Below are 20,543 nucleotides of genomic sequence, written 5' to 3'. Positions count from 1 at the left end.
TTCTATTCCACATGCACATGTACGTTTGATACCCGCTGAGTATCCCACCAGTTGTCATTTACATTTCTTCGTTCGTGGAAATTCGCCTGCTTACCTGTTTTTGCATAATCAGAACTTTTCGGGGTAGGACTTCTATACATCCGTTTTCCATCAGCAGAAATGTACCATAGTTCTCCCTTTTTACCTCGTACTACTGAATACCCTTCACCAACAAACTCTTTACCTAAACGGTTAGCCTCTCTTCGACTAAGTGTCATTTTGAGACCAGCATTTCCAGGAGCTTTCACCGCATCGTCTATTTTCCGAAGTTTATTTCTCCAGCACCCAGCCAATAGACCGAGTGGATCGATCCATGACAACGGATTCGGTGCATACTGATAAAGATTAATCCCCCCCGCCAGCCCTATCGGATCCGTTACTATGAACCGCCCGACATCCGGATCATAGTAACGGTGCAGATTGTAGTGCAGCCCCGTTTCCCTGTCGAGGTACTGTCCCTGGTAACGCAGGTTCTGTTCCACCCTGCCGTGGTCCTTCTCCTGTATCGTGTTACCCCAGACCTGATACCCCGTCTCCCACACGATTTTCCCGTCGCTGTCCGTCATCTCTTCCGGCGCGCCGTTCACATCTGTGTGAAAATACAGTATCCGGTTCGGTCCCTCTTTCCCCGCCTTGTCCACCCGCGCCAGCGGTTCATAACTCCCCTGGTCGCTGTAGATATACAGGCGGCTTATCCCCTCCGGCCTGCTCTCCTGCGCCAGCCGCATCCCGTCCCATAAAAATTTTGTCCGGTTGTACGGTTTACCGTCAGGACTGATGTGCTGTTTTTCCGTCCGCCTCCCCAGCGCATCGTACACATACCGGTATGTCTCCCGCGCTGTCGTCACCTCCACCATCCGGTGTTCCGCATCATAACGGTAACTCTGCGTTCCGCTCCGGCCCTGCTTTTCCACCACCCGGCCGTGTTCGTCATAACGATAGTGCACACCACGGTAAGACAGCAGCCGGTTGAACGGCACCACGCTGTTTTCTGCCGTGGCCCTTTCCCCCGCGCGCCTCCCCAGCAGATTTCCCGCCGCGTCGTACTGCCAGCACGTCGTACAGGTACGTCCGCTTTCCCTGCCACGTTGTCTCCTGCAACAGCCGGAATCCTTCCCACACAAACGTCGTCCGCCGCTGTTCCCTCTGCCCGATACTACCGGTCAGCCAGCCGCTCCGGTCATAGCTGAACACCAGGCAGCCTGTCATTAATGCCACTGGGTGGCTGACCATCATCGCTGACAGCGACGAAGTGCAGGAGTTGCGCGAGGAACTTTATCAGGTTAAACAGGTAGTTAAGGGGATGAAGGACGGGATATCTGGCGTACTGCACGAAGCATAAAAAAACAAAAGCCGGGAAGATTTAATTTCTTTCCCGGCTTTTATTTTATTGGCTAATATATACCGAAGGCCCCATAAGTTGTATGTGAGAACACTTTAGATTTAAAAGGATATCAGTCCCCTTTATTATAACTTCATTATTATCAGTATGTATTTCTATTTTTGCCAACATATCTGTAGACATACCATCTATTTTTAAATATTTAACCCCGCTACAATTTATACCACACCTACATCTATTATAACCTTTAACCCATTTCGGCGGTGGGTTATCTGGTAATTCATTTACCAAGTCAAATGATATTATTACTGTAGCAGCTTCACGATCTATTTTTATGTCAAAGACATCGATTTCATTTACTTCAATAGATTTAGTGAAAACTTTGTTAAATAATATACTACCATCAATATCATTCCAGTACATGTCGCTCTCCTCAAAATTCATAATGATCAAATGTACCAGGAACTGAACCCGTTCGAGTATTTTCAATTGGTCTCACATTTAAATGAGGACCTTGATTTCCTATTCCATTTGGATAAGAGTGCCCAGCAGAATGATCTTGGATAATAATTTTAGTTCCATCTGCTCTGGTAAATTGATATTCCCTTGTCCAGACTTGATTACCATTGCTATCAAAAATAGGATTTTTTCTGGAATCAGTCATTGGTACATTTCTATGATCACCATAAAACCCAGTTTTAGAATTAAATATTCTATCTGGTTGTTGATTCATTGGAATACCAGCATCTCTTTTCGCAGCTCTGAAAGCTTCATTTCTCGACTTAAATTGAGCACTACAACCAGCAAGACCTAAAGGATCGATCCAAGTAAGTGGATTTTTGACGTAAGCATAAAGGTTTAACCCGCCTCTTAGCCCTATCGGGTCCTGGCTGATAAACCGCCCACACTCCGGCGCATAATATCTGAACAGATTGTAATGCAGTCCCGTTTCTTCGTCAAAGTACTGCCCCGGCAGTCGCAGCGGCTGTTCAAAGTACGCCCCGCTGTTGCTGATGTCGCCCCGGTTTTCACCAAACCCCGCCTGGTAGCCCACCCATACCAGCGTTCCGTCCGCTGCGCTCACCTCCTGCACCGTGCCCGTCACGTCCGTGTGGTAATACCAGATTTTCCGGCTTTCCCCGCGCCCCGTGACAGCCGCCACCGGCGTGTACGGCTGTTCCCAGCGGATCAACACCGGACTGGTACGAAAAAGTAAGCAGGGCGTTTATTACGCCAAATTTAACGCCGGGGCGTTACTGCGCGGGGATATGAAGTCCCGTTTTGAAGCCTACGCCACCGGGATCAACTGGGGAATTTACTCTCCCAATGACTGCCGCGACCTGGAAGATATGAATCCACGTCCCGGTGGTGATGTCTATCTCACACCGATGAACATGACCACGAAACCCTCCGATGGCAGTAAAGCCGGTAAGCAGAAGGATAACGCCAATGCAGACGAAACAACGTCTTGATGTACCGCTGAGTCTGAAATCTGTCAGTGACTCCGGTGAGTTTGAAGGGTATGGCTCCGTCTTTGGTGTAAAGGACAGCCACGATGATGTGGTGATGTCCGGGGCATTTGCTGCTTCCCTGCGGGTGTGGAGTGACAGAAAAGCGTTACCTGCGCTGCTCTGGCAGCACCGCATGGATGAGCCCATCGGTGTTTACACCGAAATGAAGGAAGACGATGTCGGGCTTTACGTCAGGGGGCGGTTGCTCATTGATGATGATCCCCTGGCAAAACGCGCACATGCACACATGAAGGCCGGTTCGTTAACCGGCCTTTCTATTGGGTACGTCCTGAAAGACTGGGAATACGACCGGAGCAAAGAAGCCTTTCTGCTGAAAGAAATCGACCTCTGGGAAGTCAGCCTGGTGACGTTCCCGTCTAACGACGAGGCGCGGATCAGCGACGTCAAGAACGCACTGGCCCGCGGGGAAATCCCCGAACAGAAAAAAATCGAAAGAGTCCTGCGTGATGTCGGACTCTCCCGTACCCAGGCCAAAGCATTCATGGCCGGGGGCTATGGCGCACTGTCCCTGCGCGACGCTGAGGATGTGGGCTCTGCACTGAATGCACTGAAAAATCTGAACTTCTAATCAGGAGAAATACGATGGCGGTTGATATTAAAGATGTCGAACAGGTCGCGCAGGAGCTGCAGCAGAAGTTTGACGACTTCAAAGCAAAGAACGACAAGCGCGGGGCACCAATCTTACTGATAATTTCATTAACACCCTGAGCAGAAATAAGGGCATGGATTTGATTAATTGCGGTTGCGTCTAAGTTCTGAGACATAATAAGTCCTCACTATATAAAGATATTCAGTGATGAGATAAATAATCGGTTAATTAAGAACGATATTAATGACCTGCTGCGCGGAGTTTTCCGTCAGGTTCACCGGCAAGAGTCAGTAATTGTCCCTGGTCTTCCTGCAGAATAGTCAGGCGACCACCGCGATTGACATACATCGGCGTTTCGGTGGTGTCTTCTTCGGAAATTTTCCCGCGGTTAGTCGGGCGAACATATGAGAGTTTGTGTTTGATTTTCACACGGTTCTCATCAAACGGTTCGATTTCCAGATTGAGTGAGACCTTCCCTTTGGTTTTCGTGTTCATCACACCGGAAGCGACTTCACTGAGAACTGCGCCGATTTTGGTTTCAAATACGCCGCCGTCCAGCTCCCCGATAAATGCCTGCACATCAGTACTGCGTTCGCTAGCCATTTTGCTGCTCCTCATCATATCGACCCTGCAAGGTCGGTTGGTTTCTCCACAAAACAGAGAAGAACACCTGCGGTGGCAGCCGCCCGGATGGATTGAGTTATGAGCCCGTTGTCCGGTGATGCTCTTCTCTGTTTTGTAAAAAGGACGGTACCAGCCGGAAGCAAGGGTACAAACTGGTATCGTCAGGACTACACACAGCATAAAGTTGTGGTGCCGGGTGCCTCCCGGTGCCTGGCGAAGGTTGCACACCAGACGGGTGGGTATTCACAGAAGGTCGACTGTCAGCCTCAACCTTAACCCGCGTGCGCAGAGCCGCATTCACCACAACGGACGAATTACGCAATATTATCGAAGTCAGAAAATGGCTGGTGAATCAGGCCGCCGGTCGTTATATTCGTTCGCATGAAGCCGTTCAGCATATCAGCATCCGCGACCGGCTGAATGATTTTATGCAGCAGCACGGCACAGCACTGGCGGCGGCACTGGCACCGGAGCTGATGGGCTACAGTGAGCTGACGGCCATTGCCCGAAACTGTGCCATACAGCGTGCCACAGATGCCCTGCGTGAAGCCCTTTTGTCCTGGCTTGCGAAGGGGGAAAAATTAATTATTCCGCACAGGATAGCGACATTTTAACGGCCATCGGATTCAGGCCTGACGCGGCTTCGGTGGATGACAGCCGTGAAAAATTCACCCCTGCGCAGAACATGATTTTTTCGCGCAAAAGTGCGCAACTGGCATCACATCAGTCTGTGTAAAACTCCCCGAAAATCCGCCCATTTTTACTGAAAAAAGCCATGCATCGATAAGGTGCATGGCTTTGCATGCGTTTTCCTGACTCATTTTCTGCAGATCAGGCCACGCCCGGCACGGCCTGAGCGTGACTGTGCAACTGCATTAAAACCGCCCTGCAAAGCGGGCGGGCGAGGCGGGGAAAGCACTGCGCGCTTTACCAGTCGGCGTAAGGTATCAGCGGCTGCGGCGGTAAATCCATGTCGCCCTGCCATCCGGCGGCGGAATACCGTACATAGAGCAGGAAATGGCTGGGCGCATAATCTTTCGCCTGCTGGATATCGATTGCCGTACCGACAAACCAGTTGGATGTGACGCGGCGTTCAAGTAATGCCCGCGCCGTGTAGCCAAAGCCCTGACTGCTGCCACCGTCGTTGGTCTGGCCGGCTGCATCGTCTTTCCAGTCAGTCGGGATCAGGTTCATCAGCGGATAACGCGGCATGGTTTTGGTTCGTGAATGCGACCACGAGCCAGACGCCCCCAGCTCCCACGACCAGTTTTCCGTCCGCTCACGCCACATCACCGGTACGGCAAACGACAGGTATTCCTGCGGGCTGTAGTAACCGCCCTGACCGAGTGAGTACCCACTCAGGTCTTTGTCGTAATGCCAGATCATATTGTTCAGACCAATGGTGACGCGGCGATTGTTCTGGTTGATGACTTTATAGTAATAGCCCGTCATCCAGCGCACGCGCCAGTTATCTTCGACATTTTTGCCGGTTAACTGGTCGCCGCTAAGCGATGCCCAGACGCCGTTCGCTTCACCTTTATCGTAGCTCAGGCTTAGCCCCACGCCATCAGCACGCACGCCGCCCCATTTTTTCCCGGTGTTGCCCGGGGAGTCTTTTTGCCCGCCAAAGGCCAGCAAGGAACTGGAGATGGGGCGACGATGGGCGTTAATGGTGTAACCAAGCGGCCCCACGTCGTCGCTGTAACTGATGCCGCCAACGACATCCACCACGTTGAAGCCCATCGGCGTGGTGCCGATATCCCAGCTCCAGACGTCATTGCGCCAGCCGACAGCAACGCTGGCACCGGAATCCGACTGACTGCGATTGCCGCTACAATCCTGTAACGTACAGGTGCCCCAGTTGTTATCCCATTTACCCTCAGCGTCGGCGGAGAAACTGCCAACGTTCATATTGACGAAATCACTGCGGAAGAACATTCGCCCGTCGGAATACGGCGCATCCACCTGCAACATGGTGGTGTGCGCTTTCAGATCAGAATAGCCACCAGTACCGCTCGAACCCCAGTAATCATGTTCGAGGGTGACGTTGAAGATCCTGCTGACGATAGAGGTCCGCCGCATCGCTGCGCACGCCGCGTTTCAGCCAGTCGTCCTTCTCGTCATTGCGGGTCAGACGGGTAAAGGTGTCGTTATCCTGCGGACGCGTTGTCGCCACACCGGATGCGACCATTGCGTCTTTGTAGGTTTCCAGCGCCTGCTGCGGTTCCCCCGCCTGCGCTTCAAAACTCGCGCCATCGCGCAGTACCATCGCGCTTTCCATCGACGGTGGTTGAGATTTTGCCTGTGGGATCAGCCTGTTAAACGTCTGCTGCGCCGCCGCGGTATCGCCAAGCTGTGCCTGCACCAGCGCCACACGCCGTTGCGTGTTCAGCGACGCGTTATCGGTGGCGGGCAGTTTCGCCAGTTGGCTGCGCGCTGCCGCTTTGTCGCCTGCAGCAATATCCACTTCCGTCAGGCCAAGAATGGCGTCAATGTTATTCGGCTCGCGCGTCAGGACATTCTGATACGCAGCGCGGGCGGCGGTGTAATCACGCCGTTGCTGCGCCCAGTCGGCCAGCGTGAGGTCAATGCGCGTGGAAGGTGGTTGCTGGCGCAGCATCGCTTCCGCTTCGGCCTCTTTGCCGCTTTCCCGCAGACGGTTAGCGGTTTCCAGCACCTGATCGCTTTGCAGCCGATTAACCAGCTCCTGAATATTGCTGTTCCACTGCGCGCGCGGCAGGTTGTTGATATGCGCCAGCGCCGCCCGCTCCTGATCGTGACCGGAGAGATACAGCCCGTAAGCGTAAACCTGCTCCGGATCGTCTGGTTTCTGCTGTGCCAGATTGCGCATCAGGGTATCGGCCTGGCTACGTTGCCCGGCCTGCCAGAGATCCTGCGACAGCCGGTAAGTAATCCATACACTGCCGGGATCCAGCGCCAGCCGTTGCCGCTGAAGCGCTGCCGCCTGCGCCCATTTGCCCTGATTTTCCAGTGCCTCCGCCTGCTGTGCCAGACGATCGTTTTGCAGGCTGCGTTCGATGTCATCAACGCTGCGCCGCTGGCTGGCCGGGAGCGAGGCAATAAACGCTTCGGCTTTTTCCGGTGACTGCTGGCGATAAATATTCGCCAGTCCGCGCACGGCGTTGGTGTTGCTGCTGTCCATGCGCAGCGTCTGCTGATAATAACGTTCCGCGGCGGGGTAATCTTTGCGCGCCATTGCCACATCACCCAGTCCCAGCACTGCATAGCTGTCGGCGTTATCAACACTGCGCGCCTGCCGGAACAACCGTTCGGCCTGCTCTGGATTATTGGCTTTCAGCGCAGCATCACCCTGCTGGATCGCCAGCCAGTAGCGGTTCACTTTCAACAGGCTGTTCCACTTGTCATTGTTACTGCTGTGCGGGTCCAGCGCGAGGGCTTTTTCCAGATTCACCACCGCATTCGCGCGATCGCCTTTCTGGGAATACGCCTTCGTACAGGTACGTCCGCTTTCCCTGCCACGTTGTCTCCTGCAACAGCCGGAATCCTTCCCACACAAACGTCGTCCGCCGCTGTTCCCGCTGGTTCGTATGGCGGCCATACGTCGCCTTGCTGATACGCCTGCCCAGCGCATCGTACTGATACCGCGTCTCGCTGTTGCTGCTGATGACCCGCGTTAACTGACCCTGTGCGTTCCACTCCAGTTGCTGTTCTCGCCGCTCTGTCAGTTCACCCCATTCGTTATAGCGGTAACGGTCACGCCCGTAGCCCGGCAGGCGGTTGTCCATCACCGCTCCCTGATATTCATCCGTCAGCAGGTTGCCTGCTTTGTCGTAATAATAATGGTCATGGTCGTACATCTGCCCCGTACGACCAGTCAGCCAGCCGCTCCGGTCATAGCTGAACACCAGGCAACCACGCAGTTTGTCGTTAATGCCGCTGACTTCACCGTCTGCGCTCCAGATGTAATCCCGCCCCGTCACGCTGTCGCTCTGTGTCGGGGGATTTCCGGCCTGTTGCGGACTCCGGCTGCCGCCTGGCAGGCTGCGCTGCCAGCTTAACCGGTTGTCGGCGTTGTAGCCGCTGAACGTCGTCAGCGCCCCCTGCGCAGAAATGTCCGGTGAAATGCTGGTTCTGGTACCGGAAAGGCTGGAAATGCTGAAGGTGTTGCGAAATATCTGCCCGGTGTACAGCGGATGCATGTCGCAGTCGTGCCTGGAAAGAACTGTCCGCATGGCACTGAACAGAAAGACAGCCCGTACCGGTAAATTCCGCCTGACGTCCGGACAACGACAGGCACTGAAGCGTCTTTCTGAGAGAGGAAGAGACCGTCCCCTGAATCTGAAACAGAGTGAACGGGGGCTGTACTGGCATTATGCCCGGCTGGCAGAGAATGTGGGCGTCAGGGATTTCAGGATGCTGTTGATGACCGGGCTGGACCGGGAGGTTCATAAAATGGAAGACCGACAGTATGGACAGTGATTTTGTATCCGCAGACAGACTGATGCGTGCGCTCAGTAACGGGGAGTTTGAACCGTATCTCCAGCCGGTGGTTTCTGCATCCAACCTTACTATGTCCGGTGCAGAGCTTCTGGTTCGCTGGCATATGCCGACGGGAGAAATCCTTCCGCCGGCATATTTCATTAACCGGGTGGAATCTGCCGGTCTGTTGTTGCCTGTGACGGAAAAAATCCTGAACCGTGCGGTGGCAGGGCTTTCGGAGGTTAAAGCCATGCTGCCGCGTGGTTTCCGGCTTGCCGTGAACGTGACGCCGGCCCTGCTGGCTGAGCGTGAGTTCACTCAGATGTGTCTGGCGCTGGCAGGGCATGACAGCATACATCTGGTTCTGGAGCTGACGGAGCAGCAGCCGTTTAACATGGACAGACAGACCGAAGAGAAACTGAGCCGGCTGAGTGATGCCGGAGTGGCATTTGCGCTGGATGATTTCGGAACCGGATGTTCCGTACTGTCGTACCTGAAGCACTTCCCGGTCAGTTATATAAAAATGGACAGAAGCTTCACACAGGACATTCTGAGTGAAAAGACATCCCGGCATATCGTGGAAAGTATTGTCGGGCTGGCAGGAAAACTGGGTATTGATACGGTGGCAGAAGGTGTGGAAACACAGGCGCAGGTGAATTGTCTGTGCTCTATGGGGGTGGATTATCTGCAGGGGTTTTATTTCGGCAGACCGGAAAAAGTGGATACATTTTGTTGTGAGTACAGGTAACGCCAGCTGTGTAATCAGTAAGTCACTCCTGAAAAATAAAATTAAATACATTTAAGTAATTTCATTTTATTTCTGACAAATGATGTGCCACATCGCATTTTTCAGACTCCGGCAGAGTTTTTCTTCTTAACTTCGACTTTTTTTGTTTTTTATTCTTTTGTTCATGTTTTTGTGTTGAGTGGTAAGCGTTAACGGAGTACCGTATTGACGCTTATTTATTGGTGAGTGCTACGTTCCATGGCAGGAGTTCGTCAACTCGGTTGGAAGGCCATTCCGGCAGTACGCTCAGAATATGGCGCAGATACGCTTCTGGATCGATACCGTTCAGACGACAAGTGCCGATCAGCCCGTACAGCAGTGCTCCACGCTCGCCGCCGTGATCGCTGCCGAAGAACATAAAGTTTTTCTTTCCGAGACAGACTGCACGAAGCGCTCTTTCCGCGGCATTATTATCCGCCTCCGCCAGACCATCATCACTGAAGTTGCACAACGCAACCCAGTGCTTTCTGATATACCGGAACGCATCTCTCAGACGGCATTTTTTCGATAATGTGTATTCTTTCTCCTGCATCAGCTTATACAGGGAAGTCAGTAGCGGTTTACTCTGCATTTGCCTGACCGCCAGGCGTTCAGACACCGGCAACCCGCGTATTTCGTGCTCAATGGCGTACAGTTCACCGATTAGTTTCAGTGCTTCTTCCGCCGTCGCGCTTTTGGTACTGATATATACATCGTGGATTTTGCGCCGCGCATGAGCCCAGCATCCTGCTTCCGTCAACGCGCCGCCTTCACGTTCGGCACTGAACAGCCGATCGTAACCATTAAACGCATCTGCCTGCAGGATACCCCGGAAGGGACGAAGGTGTTGCTCCGGATGTTTACCCTGATGGTCCGGTGAGTAGGCGAACCAGACCGCCGGAGGTTCTGGCGAACCGGCATTCCTGTCATTCCGGACATACGTCCAGATATATCCTGTTTTCGCCTTCTTCCTGCCCGGTGCCAGTACTTTTACTGGTGTGTCATCAGTGTGAACCTTGCGGGTATTCATCACATAACGGTACAGGGCATCATTCAGCGGCGTCATTAACTGGCAGCACGCGTCAACCCAGTTGGAGAGTAATGCACGGCTCAGTTCGACACCCTGTCGGGCAAAGATTTCTCTCTGACGATACAGTGGCAGGTGTTCGCAGTATTTTCCCGTTAACACGCGGGCAAGTAACCCCGGGCCCGCGATACCACGCTCTATCGGACGGGATGGTGCCGCTGCTTCAACGATGCAGTCACATTTTGTACAGGCTTTTTTTACCCGTTCTGTGCGGATTACTTTCAGGGCGCTGCTCACCAGTTCCAGTTGTTCTGCACTGACTTCCCCCAGATAATCCAGCTCACCGCCACACTCCGGGCAACAGCTTTCTTCAGGCTCCAGGCGGTGTATTTCACGGGGAAGGTGTGCCGGCAACGGACGGCGATGGCGCGACTGTCGCAACTGGCGGGGAACCTGCGGATCGTCTTCCCGCCCACTGTAACGATCGCTGTCCTGTTCGCGTTGTTTCAGCAGGGCCTCAGCCTGTTCAACTTCACGACGCAGTTTTTCAGAACGGGTACCGAACAGCATCCGGCGCAGTTTTTCTATCTGAGCCCGCAGATGCTCTATTTCCCGTTCATCTTCTTCGATCTTTTCTTCGGCACGTGCCAGTGCAGAGCGCAGGAAGACCTCCGTCTCTCCAACCAGACTCAGTTGCTGGTCTTTCAGACGGAGGGCTTCAGCCTGCTCAGAGAGCAGCCTTTCCAGCTCAGCGATGCGAATGAGGTATTTCTGACTCATGGCCGTTTTTATAATCCGGCCCGGCGTTTTTTACAACATTGTCAGTGCGTTAAGGCGGGATGTTTTTGGCTGACGCCAGTCCAGCTTATCGAGGAGCATTGCCAGTTGCGAGCGGGTAATGGATACCTTACCGTCACGCACCGCAGGCCAGATAAACTGGCCTTCCTCCAGGCGTTTGGTGAACAGGCACAGACCATCAGCATCAGCCCAAAGAATTTTAATGGTGTCACCCCGTCGGCCACGGAAGATAAACAGGTGGCCTGAGAAGGGGTTCTCATCCAGCACATGCTGTATCAGTTCTCCCAGACCGTTGAAGGATTTACGCATATCGGTAACGCCGGCAACGAGCCAGATGCGGATGCCTGATGGAAGTGAGATCATCTTCCCCTCCCGGTCAGTTCACGGAGCAACACCGTGAGCAGCTCTGTTGAAGGATTTTCCAGCGTCATGTTACCGTGACGAAACTCCACCTTGCAGGAGCCGGCGCTGACGCTGGTCTGAGTGGAAGTGGATAAAGACGGCGCAATGGGAGCCACCGATTCTTTCTGCTCATCCGGCGTTATCTCTACAGGTAATAATTCAACGCCAGTGTCAGAAGAGGCCGTTACCGGAAGACGCCGCGAAACACGCCCTTCGTTTAAACGGGGATGCGTTCATACAGCTGTTATGTCCCGTTTTATCCTGGGTGACTGCGTGCGTGTTATGGCCACGATTCCTGATAACGCCATTGATTTCATCCTCACCGACCCGCCATATCTCGTCGGTTTCCGTGACCGTCAGGGGCGTACCATCGCCGGCGATAAAACCGATGAATGGCTGCAACCGGCCTGTAATGAGATGTACCGCGTGCTGAAAAAAGACGCGCTGATGGTCAGCTTCTACGGCTGGAACCGTGTCGATCGCTTTATGGCCGCCTGGAAAAATGCGGGATTCAGCGTGGTTGGCCACCTGGTCTTCACCAAAACCTACACATCGAAGGCCGCATATGTGGGCTATCGCCACGAATGCGCCTACATCCTGGCAAAAGGCCGTCCGGCGCTGCCTCAGAAGCCATTGCCCGACGTGCTGGGCTGGAAATATTCAGGCAATCGTCATCACCCGACTGAAAAGCCCGTTACCAGCCTGCAACCGCTGATTGAGAGCTTCACACACCCGAACGCGATTGTGCTGGACCCGTTTGCAGGCAGCGGCTCAACCTGCGTCGCCGCCCTCCAGTCCGGACGCCGGTATATCGGTATCGAGCTGCTTGAGCAGTATCACCGTGCCGGACAGCAACGTCTGGCTGCCGTACAGCGGGCCATGCAGCAGGGGGCCGCAAATGATGACTGGTTTATGCCGGAGGCTGCGTAAATGAACTATGCCGGACATGAAAAACTTCGCGCCGACGTGGCGGAGGTGGCCAACACCATGTGTGACCTTCGGGCCAGGCTGAACGATATGGAGCATCGCTGTCGCTTTGATTCCGATGTGCTTGTTGAACGCCTGACACGCCAGACGCTGTATCGCGCCAATCGCCTGTTTATGGAGGCGTATACCGAAATTCTGGAACTGGATTCCTGCTTCAGAGATTGAGGGGAGAGAGTATGTACGGAACATGCGAAACGCTCTGCCGGGAGCTGGCAGCAAAGTATCCGGGAGACACGCCGTTGATGCTGGTTGTCTGGTCCCCGGAAGAGATTCAGGCACTGGCTGACGGTATGGAAATTTCTCTGACCGATCATGAAATCAGGGCCATCCTGGCGCGCCTGGAGGACATCCCGGAAGACCAGCGGATTGAGTCCGGTATTTCTTCCGGTGCGGCGATGGAGATCATCAGCAACGTGAGCGAAAACCGCCAGGTGACCGTCCCTGCTGAACTGCTGGCGTCCCTGATTCAGACCGCTGAACAGGCATTGTGGAAGCGTGAATGGGCCGCCCGTGATAACGGCCTCGTCGTCCCGGAATGCGTCACCCGCCGTCAGGCGGTGGTTAATCAGGCCCGCACCCTGCTGAAAAACAACACACACGAAAACGACTGATGTTATCGCCGCCTGCGGGCGGCGATTCAGGGAGACCATGAATCATGAACGAAACGCTGAATGCACTGATTTGTCGCCACGCCCGTAACCTGCTGCTGGCGCAGGGCTGGCCGGAAGAGACGGATGTTGACCAGCGAAATCCGAACCATCCGGGCTGGATCAGCATTTACGTGCGGCTGGATGCGCCCCGGCTGGCGACGTTACTCGTTAACCGCCACGATGGCGTGTTGCCGCCGCACCTGGCCTCCGCCATTCAGAAACTGACCGGAACCGGGGCGGAACTGGTACTGTCCGGCAGTCAGTGGCAGTCGCTGCCGGTACTTCCGGCAGACGGAACGCAGGTGTCTTTCCCGTATGCCGGAGAATGGCTGACCGAAGACGAAATCAGGGCAGTTCTTGATGCGGTGCGAGATGCAGTATGCAGTGTCAGTTGCCGGGTGGCAGAAGATGCGCGGCGTATCCGGGCGGCGCTGACCACAAGCGGTCAGACGTTGCTGACCCGCCAGACGCGCCGCTTTCGCCTGGTCGTGAAGGAAAGCGATCACCCCTGCTGGCTCGATGAAGACGACGAAAACCTGCCTGTGGTGCTCGATGCCATCCTGAACCGGGGCGCACGTTTTTCGGCGGTGGAAATGTATCTGGTCAGCGATTGTATTGAGCATATCCTGTCCAGTGGGCTGTCCTGCGATGTGCTGCGTATACCGGATGAACCGCCCCGCCGCTGGTTTGACCGGGATATTCTGCGGGAGGTGGTCCGGGAAGCCAGGGCCGAAATCCGCAGCATGGCGGATGCTCTGGCAAAAATCCGGAAATGATGACACTGGCGGGGAAAATCCCCGCCTTTTTCCTGCCGGTCACCGGAAAGAGCACAAAGGAAGTCGCCGCCGGCTCCGCTTTACCCGGCCATGCGGGGCATGGCCTTGTGGATTTTCAGTTATGTGGCCGCCGTGTCGTGTGCGGGCTGTGCCGTGCCTCCATCTTAGCCGGGCTGGCAGGGATGCAAGGGTACGCTTCGCCGCTGCGGTCACCCGGTCCCTCCTTCCCGTCTGCCGTGATTTTCCGGTCGTTCACCCGCTCAGATTTCGCGGTCTCACCCTCCAACTCCCGCCAGCCGTGTGCGTCAGGCTGCGGCTTTCCTTGCGCCCTGTGCATCCCCGCCTTATCGCCCGGCTTTTATGGAGGCACGGCACCGCCCGGTGTCGCGGAATATGTGAACAACGGAGGAAAACATCATGCAATATGCGAAACCTGTCACTCTGAATGTTGAAGAGTGCGACCGTCTCTCCTTTCTGCCTTACCTGTTTGGCCTGGATTTTCTGTATGCCGAGGCATCTGTGTACGCGCTGGCGAAAAAAATGATGCCGGAATATGAAGGCGGATTCTGGCACTTCATCCGCCTGCCGGACGGTGGCGGTTACATGATGCCGGATGGCGACCGTTTTCATCTGGTCAACGGTGAAAACTGGTTTGACCGTACGGTCAGCGCCGATGCCGCAGGCATCATTGTGACATAAAGCACTCATAAAATTTTACAGGACTGATACAGGATACAACTCTGGCAATAGTATCGTGAACAGGAATACCATTTTCAAATTCACCATATTGCTTCAAAAAATCGAGATGTGTTTCCCCGAAATCCTCTATATCTTCCCAACCTTCTGCACCAGAAATAACGGCACAAATAGTCAACAGTAGAATATCAGACAATTTATGTTCCACTTTCCAGGCTTGTCTGTAATCGGGGATAATAGAAATATGTTCCATCAATTTTTTAAGTTCCATTTTGTTTTCCTTAATTATGTAAGGAGTATTTGATCATGTATAAACAATGAAAAACAGCTTTAGGTAATAAGGAATATCTCAATTATTGAACATTTAGTGCGAATTATTTAGTACAAAAAATCTGCGTTACGTGATCTTTCCCTGAGGTGGTTAAGGGAATAAAAAGCGGGATGCAGGGTGTACTGAAAGATAATTAAATAAAAAAGCCGGGGGAATTTGATTTTTCCTCCCGGATTTTCATTATTTACATGGATTCCAAAACGAATAATCACCTATATATATTTCATTCAATTTTAAGTTTAATGGAATACCATCTATACTGTCAGCTATTTCATCAAATGGTGGTGGTAATATAAATAAAACGCCAAAATCCTCATCTATAACAATAGAGCCATTAAATATTCTTTGTCGAGAAGTGAGTTTTTTTATCTCACCAATTTCTTGACCTGCATATAATATTTTTTTGTATAACCCTTTGTAATTTTGATTACATCCAATAGAAAATATATTTCCATCAGGTTCGGTTGATATAGTTAAAGTTTCATCCAATACATAGGCAAATCTCTTACTCGCATCAGGTAGAAGATATTCCTTGCACTCAACACAATGATCAGCATACATTTCAGTAAAGTAGGAAGCTATATTTGTATTTAATAGCACATTACCCAATGAATGAAATGATTTTATTTCTGCGGAAAAATCAAACATTTTACATCCCACCATTTACTAAGACACCATCGACATAAACAGGAGAATCCTTTATTAGATCATAATTTTCAAAACCATCATGACCTATACGTCCATATACAACATCTTCACCTTTACTATTGGTTCTGTAAACCTTCCAATAATCATTTCCATGAATATTCGGTTGTTTTGCATTACCACCAGGATGATAATCTAATTTATATGTTGCACCAGATTTTGTTGTTTTCACATATTGTATATGTTGAATAGCATCAGGCCTACCAGCTTGTGGGTAGATCTTGGTCCAACCTTTAGAAGTTAAAAGAGAATCTATTTCAGCCGGAGTTTTGCCTGTTAATTTATTTACCCATCTTTGGGTTATATTATTCCTTTCCGCGAAGCCACATTTTAATCCAAGGGGATCGATCCAGCTTAACGGATTCAGTGCATATTGGTAGAGGTTTAACCCGCCTCCACTGATGGCGTCTATCACGCTCAGCATCTGGGATGATTTCAGGTTGTCCTTCGCTTCGCGCGGGGTATGCCCCTTACTGCTGCCTTTACCCATTCCTCACGCTCCAGAAACGACAAAACCGCCCGCAGGCGGTTTCACATAAAACGTTTTTCATCAACGACCAATCACCACAACCTGACCACCATCCCCTTCGTCTGCCGTGCTGATCTCCTGAGAAACCACGCGTGACCCCACGCGCATTTCACCGTACAGAACCGGCAGAACATTGCCCTGGGCAACCATGTTATCCAGTGAGGAGAAATAGGTGTTCTGTTTGCCGTTATCCGTTGTCTGTGTGCGGGGGGTTTTGGGTTTAGGGGCCAGCATCTGTGCAACACCGCCAAGCGTCATACTGGCACCGAGAGAAAACAGCAGATTACTCGCCATAATTCCTACCCCCGGCATCCATATAGCAACCGCCATAACAGCCGCCCCCAGCACAGCCTGAAACACACCGCCACTTTTGGCTCCTGCCAGACGCGGCACGATATGGATCACAGCACCATTTGCCAGCGGTTCATTAAGACGGGCTGATAATTCCGTTTCACCTGTATCACGCCCGGCAATGCGTACCTGATACCAGCCGTCGCTCAGCTTCTGACGAAACGCCGGGATCTGCATGGCCAGCGCCCGGATGGCTTCGGCCCCCGTTTTCACACGCAGATCGATGCGGCGGCCAAATCGTTGCAAATCCCCGTAAAGGCAGATGCGTGCCATGCCTGGTGACGCCAGAGGGAGTGTGTGCGTCGCTGCCATTTGTCGGTATACCTCTCTCGTTTGCTCAGTTGTTCAGGAATATGGTGCAGCAGCTCGCCGTCACCACAGTAAATGGCGGCATGATTCGGCACCGATGAACCAAAACAGCACAGCAGCACATCGCCCGGCTGCGCCGCTGACAACGGCACCTGATACAGCCCTGTGGCCTCCAGATTATCCAGATAGAGATTCTGACCTGATTTCCACCAGTCATCATGTCGGTAAAAATCCGGCAAATCGATACCTGCAAGATGATAGGCATCGCGGAACAGCGTATAACAGTCTGTCACCCCGTGCTCAAAACGCCGCCCGGTGAGATGCGGCACACAGCGGAACTTATGAATCACTCCCCAGCTCCCCGCCCTGTCGGGCGAGGCTTCCCACTTCTCAGGCCGCAACCGTCTGTGCGACAGATTTACGCTGGCCTCCATGGGCAGAAACGACGAGTCCCGCCGCCTTCAGTTCCAGTATTCCTTTTTGCCGGATGTTGAGCGCCGCATTGATGTCGCGGTCATGTTCAATACCACATTCAGGGCATCGCCAGATGCGTTTATGAAGTGGCATTTCCGACATCTTGTAACCACAACAATGACACGTTTTCGAACTGGCAAACCACTGGTCGAGTTTTACCAGGTGAGCGCCTTTTTCCGCCGCCTTGTACTCCAGCCTTGTGATGAACCTATGCCAGCCTGCATCACCTATCACTCTTGCCAGATTGTGGTTTTTCATCATGTTGGCTGTTTTCAGCGTCTCGACAATTACCGCTTGGTTTTCGTCAACAATTGTATGAGAGAGCTTGTGTTGAAAATCAGCACGGGCATTAGCCACCCGTTCGTGTAACGCTGCCAGACGGATTCTGGCCTTTTTACGATTCGCGCCTCCCTTTTGCTTGCGGGATAACGCTTTTTGTTTGCGTCGCAGATTACGGCTGGCATTGATGAGATGGCGGGGATTCGCAATTTTTGCTCCGTCAGACCTGATGGCGTAGTGCTCAAACCCCATATCCAGGCCAGTAACTGTTGATATCAACGTGGGTTTTACTGGAGCTTCCAGACCATCATCACAGAGAATTGAAGCATAGTATTTCCCCGTTGCTGAACGGGTGATAGTGATGCTTTTCAGCTTTCCATGAAGTTCACGATGAAGGCGTGCTTCTATTGGGGACAGTTTAGGAATTTTGATGGCATTATCCAGCACCTTAACTCCGACACAGTGATAGCTCGATTGTTTTCCGTGTTTACGTTTAAACGTCGGGAACCGCGCTTTCCGCTTCGGATTAAAAAAGTTGGAAAATGCCACATCAAGATTAATTACCGCCTGTTGCAATGCCATTGAATCAAACTCTTTGAGCCAGGCATACCTGCGGGACTTTTGGGCCACAGACAACAACGGTTTCAGATCGTTACGCGGACTTAAATTTACTCCGTGTCTCTGGTAAGCATGTTTTTTGATGTGAAGAGCTTTGTTGTACGCAAAGCGCACTGCACCGAACTGGGCATTGAGGTACTCTGCCTGTTCAGGAGCGGGGTATATACGTACTTTTGTTGCTCTTAACATAGTCACTGCTCATTGATACAGGCTTTTTATGCTAACACCGTAATTATTTTTTTTTAAAGCCCGAAGGGCTTTTCCGCCTTTCCTCTCCGCCCGCACTGGGCGAGGAGGAAAGGCGGTTTTTTGCTGATTAACGGACGGGGCGGCAATGCCGTCCCTGTAAAGGCGACGAGAACATGTACTGTTAAAGAAATTATCCGCGAAGTGCTGGATACAGACGTGCCGGACAGTGAATGTGTTTTTGCCGTGGTGCTGACCCGTGGGGATGTGCGCCATATGGCTCAGGACTGGAGCCATATGGCGATGAGCTGGAAACCGTCATGCAGCGGCTGGACGATGCCTTTGAATATGGTGCGGATGTCAGCGTTGTTCGTGAACTGATGGAAGAAAAGCGCGCCAGCCGTCAGGTGACAGTCCCGGCGGTGATGCCGGAAAAAGTGATGGCGCTGGCAGGCAGTGAAATGAAGCGCCTGTATGCCGTCGGGAGTGAGAACGGAGGCGACGGTGACGCATTCGTCAGGGAAGAACGCGAAGCGATGGACGTTGTGTTACAGGCGCTGGACGGGGAGAACATGTCATGAATATCAGCACGGAAACCCGCGAAATTCTGCGCAATTACAAAGCCGTGATTAATGCGCGGCGTCGTGAAATGGGGCAGAAACCGCTTACCACCGCGCAGATTGTTGATGAAATCTGCGATTTTGTGGCGAATCAGCATGCTGTTTTCCTGGGCGGTCAGTACATCCTTCAGGGCTGCAGACACAGGTGATACAGGGCGGGCGGTGTAGGCCGCCTGTCAGTCCGCGCGAAAAAACCTGGCAGGCTGGCGTCTGCCGGAAGGGAAGCGGGCCACGCTGACGCGTCGCCCGTTACCGCTGATGGCATCGATCACACTCAGCAGCTGCGTGGACTTCAGGTTGTCCTTCGCTTCGCGCGGGATATGCCCCTTACTGCTGCCTTTACCCATTCGTCATGCTCCATAAACGATAAAACCGCCCGGAGGCGGTTTCACATAAAACATTTTGCATCAGCGACCAATCACCACAATCTGACCACCATCCCCTTCGTCTGCCGTGCTGATCTCCTGAGAAACCACGCGTGACCCCACGCTCATTTCACCGTACAGAACCGGCAGAACATTGCCCAGGGCAACCATGTTATCCAGTGAGGAGAAATAGGTGTTCTGTTTGCCGTTATCCGTTGTCTGTGTACGGGGAGTTCTGGCTTTCGGTGCCAGCATCTGCGCCACACCACCGAGCACCATACTGGCACCGAGAGAAAACAAGATGCCGGTCATACCACCGGCCCCAATGGCTGCCCCCCATGCTGCAAGGGTGGCTCCGGCGGTAAAGAATGATCCGGCAATGGCGGCAGCCCCCAGGACAATCTGGAATACGCCACCTGACTTGGCCCCTGCGACTCTGGGAACAATATGAATCACAGCGCCATCAGGCAGAGTCTCATGTAACTGCGCCGTTAACCCGGACGTGCTGACGTCCCGCCCGGCAATCCGTACCTGATACCAGCCGTCGCTCAGTTTCTGACGAAACACCGGGAGCTGTGTGGCCAGTGCGCGGATGGCTTCAGCCCCCGTTTTCACACGAAGGTCGATGCGGCGGCCAAATCGTTGTAAATCCCCGTAAAGGCAGATGCGTGCCATGCCCGGTGACGCCAGAGGGAGTGTGTGCGTCGCTGCCATTTGTCGGTATACCTCTCTCGTTTGCTCAGTTGTTCAGGAATATGGTGCAACAGCTCGCCGTCGCCGCAGTAAATGGCGGCATGATTCGGCACCGATGAACCAAAACAGCACAGCAGCACATCGCCCGGCTGCGCCGCTGACAACGGCACCTGATACAGCCCTGTGGCCTCCAGATTATCCAGATAGAGATTCTGACCGTTACGCCACCAGTCATCCTCGCGGTGAAAATCCGGCATCTCAATCCCCGCCAGATGGTAAGCGTCCCGGAACAGCGTGTAACAGTCCGTCACCCCGTGCTCAAAGCGCCGCCCGATGAGATACGGCACACAGCGGAATTTATGAATCTCCCCGCAACGCATTATGTGACCAACAT

Annotated in this window: 14 protein-coding genes and 21 pseudogenes; 14 read left to right on the top strand and 21 right to left on the bottom strand. The window is 52.9% G+C overall.

Annotated elements, in window-relative coordinates:
- Positions 1 to 2: 2 nt before the first annotated feature.
- Positions 3 to 1,091 (bottom strand): annotated as a pseudogene (locus tag ESM_RS01000000125625) (RHS repeat domain-containing protein); the annotation flags it as partial.
- A 4-nt stretch (positions 1,092 to 1,095) separates the two neighbouring features.
- Positions 1,096 to 1,173 (bottom strand): annotated as a pseudogene (locus ESM_RS1000000129765) (hypothetical protein); the annotation flags it as partial.
- An 85-nt stretch (positions 1,174 to 1,258) separates the two neighbouring features.
- On the opposite strand from ESM_RS1000000129765, the pseudogene ESM_RS1000000129300 reads away from it, so the two are divergent.
- Positions 1,259 to 1,381: pseudogene (locus tag ESM_RS1000000129300) on the top strand (SymE family type I addiction module toxin); the annotation flags it as partial.
- 45 nt (positions 1,382 to 1,426) lie between these two features.
- On the opposite strand, the gene ESM_RS0121935 reads toward ESM_RS1000000129300, so the two are convergent.
- Positions 1,427 to 1,804: an Imm50 family immunity protein gene (locus tag ESM_RS0121935; RefSeq protein ID WP_000289912.1), complete on the bottom strand. Its 378-nt coding sequence runs from the start codon at positions 1,802 to 1,804 to the stop codon at positions 1,427 to 1,429.
- 10 nt (positions 1,805 to 1,814) lie between these two features.
- A pseudogene (locus ESM_RS1000000129470) lies at positions 1,815 to 2,561 on the bottom strand (HNH/endonuclease VII fold putative polymorphic toxin); the annotation flags it as partial.
- A 1-nt stretch (position 2,562) separates the two neighbouring features.
- Here ESM_RS1000000129470 and ESM_RS0121925 point away from each other — a divergent pair.
- The 3 genes and pseudogenes from ESM_RS0121925 to ESM_RS1000000129760 all read left to right on the top strand — a co-directional run.
- Positions 2,563 to 2,853 (top strand): annotated as a pseudogene (locus ESM_RS0121925) (phage portal protein); the annotation flags it as partial.
- Positions 2,831 to 3,481 carry an HK97 family phage prohead protease gene (locus ESM_RS0121920; RefSeq protein ID WP_001193640.1) on the top strand — a complete coding sequence of 217 codons (651 nt, stop codon included), beginning with the start codon at positions 2,831 to 2,833 and terminating at the stop codon, positions 3,479 to 3,481. The pseudogene ESM_RS0121925 and the gene ESM_RS0121920, both read left to right, overlap by 23 nt.
- Positions 3,482 to 3,495: 14 nt before the next feature.
- Positions 3,496 to 3,582 (top strand): annotated as a pseudogene (locus ESM_RS1000000129760) (phage major capsid protein); the annotation flags it as partial.
- Positions 3,583 to 3,584: 2 nt separating this feature from the next.
- Here ESM_RS1000000129760 and ESM_RS1000000129755 read toward each other — a convergent pair.
- The 3 genes and pseudogenes from ESM_RS1000000129755 to ESM_RS1000000128630 form a co-directional block, all read right to left on the bottom strand.
- Positions 3,585 to 3,677, bottom strand: a pseudogene (locus tag ESM_RS1000000129755) (hypothetical protein); the annotation flags it as partial.
- A 65-nt stretch (positions 3,678 to 3,742) separates the two neighbouring features.
- On the bottom strand, positions 3,743 to 4,105 hold the full coding sequence (yfdP, locus tag ESM_RS0121910; protein ID WP_000135680.1) for a protein YfdP: 363 nt from the start codon (positions 4,103 to 4,105) through the stop codon (positions 3,743 to 3,745).
- Positions 4,106 to 4,119: 14 nt separating this feature from the next.
- Positions 4,120 to 4,430: pseudogene (locus ESM_RS1000000128630) on the bottom strand (hypothetical protein).
- A gap of 4 nt (positions 4,431 to 4,434) precedes the next feature.
- On the opposite strand from ESM_RS1000000128630, the pseudogene ESM_RS01000000125610 reads away from it, so the two are divergent.
- Positions 4,435 to 4,862, top strand: a pseudogene (locus ESM_RS01000000125610) (phage polarity suppression protein); the annotation flags it as partial.
- Between the two features lie 191 nt (positions 4,863 to 5,053).
- On the opposite strand, the pseudogene bcsC reads toward ESM_RS01000000125610, so the two are convergent.
- A pseudogene (gene bcsC, locus ESM_RS1000000129285) lies at positions 5,054 to 7,598 on the bottom strand (cellulose synthase complex outer membrane protein BcsC); the annotation flags it as partial.
- A pseudogene (locus ESM_RS01000000125600) lies at positions 7,585 to 8,211 on the bottom strand (RHS repeat protein); the annotation flags it as partial. The pseudogenes bcsC and ESM_RS01000000125600, both read right to left, overlap by 14 nt.
- A 1-nt stretch (position 8,212) precedes the next feature.
- On the opposite strand from ESM_RS01000000125600, the pseudogene ESM_RS01000000125595 reads away from it, so the two are divergent.
- Together ESM_RS01000000125595 and ESM_RS0121880 are read left to right on the top strand one after the other, a co-directional pair.
- Positions 8,213 to 8,587, top strand: a pseudogene (locus tag ESM_RS01000000125595) (hypothetical protein); the annotation flags it as partial.
- Positions 8,577 to 9,335 (top strand): EAL domain-containing protein, encoded by a 759-nt coding sequence (locus ESM_RS0121880; protein ID WP_000376561.1) that lies wholly within the window; start codon positions 8,577 to 8,579, stop codon positions 9,333 to 9,335. The pseudogene ESM_RS01000000125595 and the gene ESM_RS0121880, both read left to right, overlap by 11 nt.
- 211 nt (positions 9,336 to 9,546) lie before the next feature.
- Here the strand turns inward: ESM_RS0121880 and tnpC are convergent, their stop codons facing one another.
- The 3 genes and pseudogenes from tnpC to ESM_RS1000000129560 form a co-directional block, all read right to left on the bottom strand.
- A complete protein-coding gene (gene tnpC / locus ESM_RS0121875) occupies positions 9,547 to 11,160 on the bottom strand; it encodes an IS66 family transposase (RefSeq protein ID WP_000080147.1) in 1,614 nt (537 codons plus the stop codon).
- Between the two features lie 30 nt (positions 11,161 to 11,190).
- Positions 11,191 to 11,541, bottom strand: a complete 351-nt coding sequence (gene tnpB, locus ESM_RS0121870; protein ID WP_000624653.1) for an IS66 family insertion sequence element accessory protein TnpB — start codon at positions 11,539 to 11,541, stop codon at positions 11,191 to 11,193.
- Positions 11,538 to 11,645, bottom strand: a pseudogene (locus ESM_RS1000000129560) (IS66-like element accessory protein TnpA); the annotation flags it as partial. The gene tnpB and the pseudogene ESM_RS1000000129560, both read right to left, overlap by 4 nt.
- 181 nt (positions 11,646 to 11,826) lie before the next feature.
- Between ESM_RS1000000129560 and ESM_RS0121865 the strand changes: the two are divergent.
- From ESM_RS0121865 to ESM_RS01000000125580, 5 genes and pseudogenes are all read left to right on the top strand, one after another.
- Positions 11,827 to 12,510: a DNA methylase gene (locus tag ESM_RS0121865; protein ID WP_010380907.1), complete on the top strand. Its 684-nt coding sequence runs from the start codon at positions 11,827 to 11,829 to the stop codon at positions 12,508 to 12,510.
- Positions 12,511 to 12,732, top strand: coding sequence for a hypothetical protein (locus tag ESM_RS0121860; protein ID WP_001104874.1), 222 nt, complete (start codon positions 12,511 to 12,513; stop codon positions 12,730 to 12,732). It abuts the gene before it with no gap.
- Positions 12,662 to 13,178: pseudogene (locus ESM_RS0121855) on the top strand (DUF1380 family protein). The gene ESM_RS0121860 and the pseudogene ESM_RS0121855 overlap by 71 nt, the downstream one beginning before the upstream one ends.
- Before the next feature lie 44 nt (positions 13,179 to 13,222).
- A complete protein-coding gene (locus ESM_RS1000000128875) occupies positions 13,223 to 13,993 on the top strand; it encodes a hypothetical protein (RefSeq protein ID WP_001006216.1) in 771 nt (256 codons plus the stop codon).
- A gap of 417 nt (positions 13,994 to 14,410) precedes the next feature.
- Positions 14,411 to 14,689: pseudogene (locus ESM_RS01000000125580) on the top strand (antirestriction protein); the annotation flags it as partial.
- Here the strand turns inward: ESM_RS01000000125580 and ESM_RS01000000125575 are convergent.
- The 6 genes and pseudogenes from ESM_RS01000000125575 to ESM_RS0121810 all read right to left on the bottom strand — a co-directional run.
- Positions 14,685 to 14,960 (bottom strand): annotated as a pseudogene (locus tag ESM_RS01000000125575) (ISAs1 family transposase); the annotation flags it as partial. The pseudogenes ESM_RS01000000125580 and ESM_RS01000000125575 overlap by 5 nt on opposite strands.
- 240 nt (positions 14,961 to 15,200) lie before the next feature.
- A complete protein-coding gene (locus ESM_RS0121835) occupies positions 15,201 to 15,668 on the bottom strand; it encodes a hypothetical protein (RefSeq protein ID WP_024257712.1) in 468 nt (155 codons plus the stop codon).
- A gap of 448 nt (positions 15,669 to 16,116) precedes the next feature.
- Positions 16,117 to 16,215 (bottom strand): annotated as a pseudogene (locus ESM_RS1000000129750) (homoserine acetyltransferase); the annotation flags it as partial.
- Positions 16,216 to 16,275: 60 nt separating this feature from the next.
- Positions 16,276 to 16,851 carry a tail assembly protein gene (locus ESM_RS0121820; RefSeq protein WP_231354053.1) on the bottom strand — a complete coding sequence of 192 codons (576 nt, stop codon included), beginning with the start codon at positions 16,849 to 16,851 and terminating at the stop codon, positions 16,276 to 16,278.
- A pseudogene (locus tag ESM_RS01000000125570) lies at positions 16,815 to 17,267 on the bottom strand (NlpC/P60 family protein); the annotation flags it as partial. The gene ESM_RS0121820 and the pseudogene ESM_RS01000000125570, both read right to left, overlap by 37 nt.
- 37 nt (positions 17,268 to 17,304) lie before the next feature.
- A complete protein-coding gene (locus ESM_RS0121810; protein ID WP_000942658.1) occupies positions 17,305 to 18,474 on the bottom strand; it encodes an RNA-guided endonuclease TnpB family protein in 1,170 nt (389 codons plus the stop codon).
- 126 nt (positions 18,475 to 18,600) lie between these two features.
- On the opposite strand from ESM_RS0121810, the pseudogene ESM_RS01000000125565 reads away from it, so the two are divergent.
- Positions 18,601 to 19,052, top strand: a pseudogene (locus ESM_RS01000000125565) (hypothetical protein).
- Positions 19,049 to 19,240 carry a hypothetical protein gene (locus tag ESM_RS0121800; RefSeq protein WP_001027487.1) on the top strand — a complete coding sequence of 64 codons (192 nt, stop codon included), beginning with the start codon at positions 19,049 to 19,051 and terminating at the stop codon, positions 19,238 to 19,240. Before ESM_RS01000000125565 ends, ESM_RS0121800 begins: the two are co-directional and overlap by 4 nt.
- 105 nt (positions 19,241 to 19,345) lie before the next feature.
- On the opposite strand, the pseudogene ESM_RS1000000129745 reads toward ESM_RS0121800, so the two are convergent.
- The 3 genes and pseudogenes from ESM_RS1000000129745 to ESM_RS0121785 form a co-directional block, all read right to left on the bottom strand.
- Positions 19,346 to 19,438: pseudogene (locus tag ESM_RS1000000129745) on the bottom strand (homoserine acetyltransferase); the annotation flags it as partial.
- A 60-nt stretch (positions 19,439 to 19,498) separates the two neighbouring features.
- On the bottom strand, positions 19,499 to 20,071 hold the full coding sequence (locus ESM_RS0121790) for a tail assembly protein (RefSeq protein WP_000847703.1): 573 nt from the start codon (positions 20,069 to 20,071) through the stop codon (positions 19,499 to 19,501).
- Positions 20,068 to 20,523: pseudogene (locus ESM_RS0121785) on the bottom strand (NlpC/P60 family protein); the annotation flags it as partial. The gene ESM_RS0121790 and the pseudogene ESM_RS0121785, both read right to left, overlap by 4 nt.
- Between the last annotated feature and the right edge of the window lie 20 nt (positions 20,524 to 20,543).

Source organism: Escherichia sp. TW09308, assembly GCF_000208565.1.
GTDB classification, from domain to species: Bacteria; Pseudomonadota; Gammaproteobacteria; order Enterobacterales; family Enterobacteriaceae; genus Escherichia; species Escherichia marmotae.
Note: the sequence above shows the minus strand (reverse complement) of the source record. Positions and strands in the feature narration are given on the sequence as shown.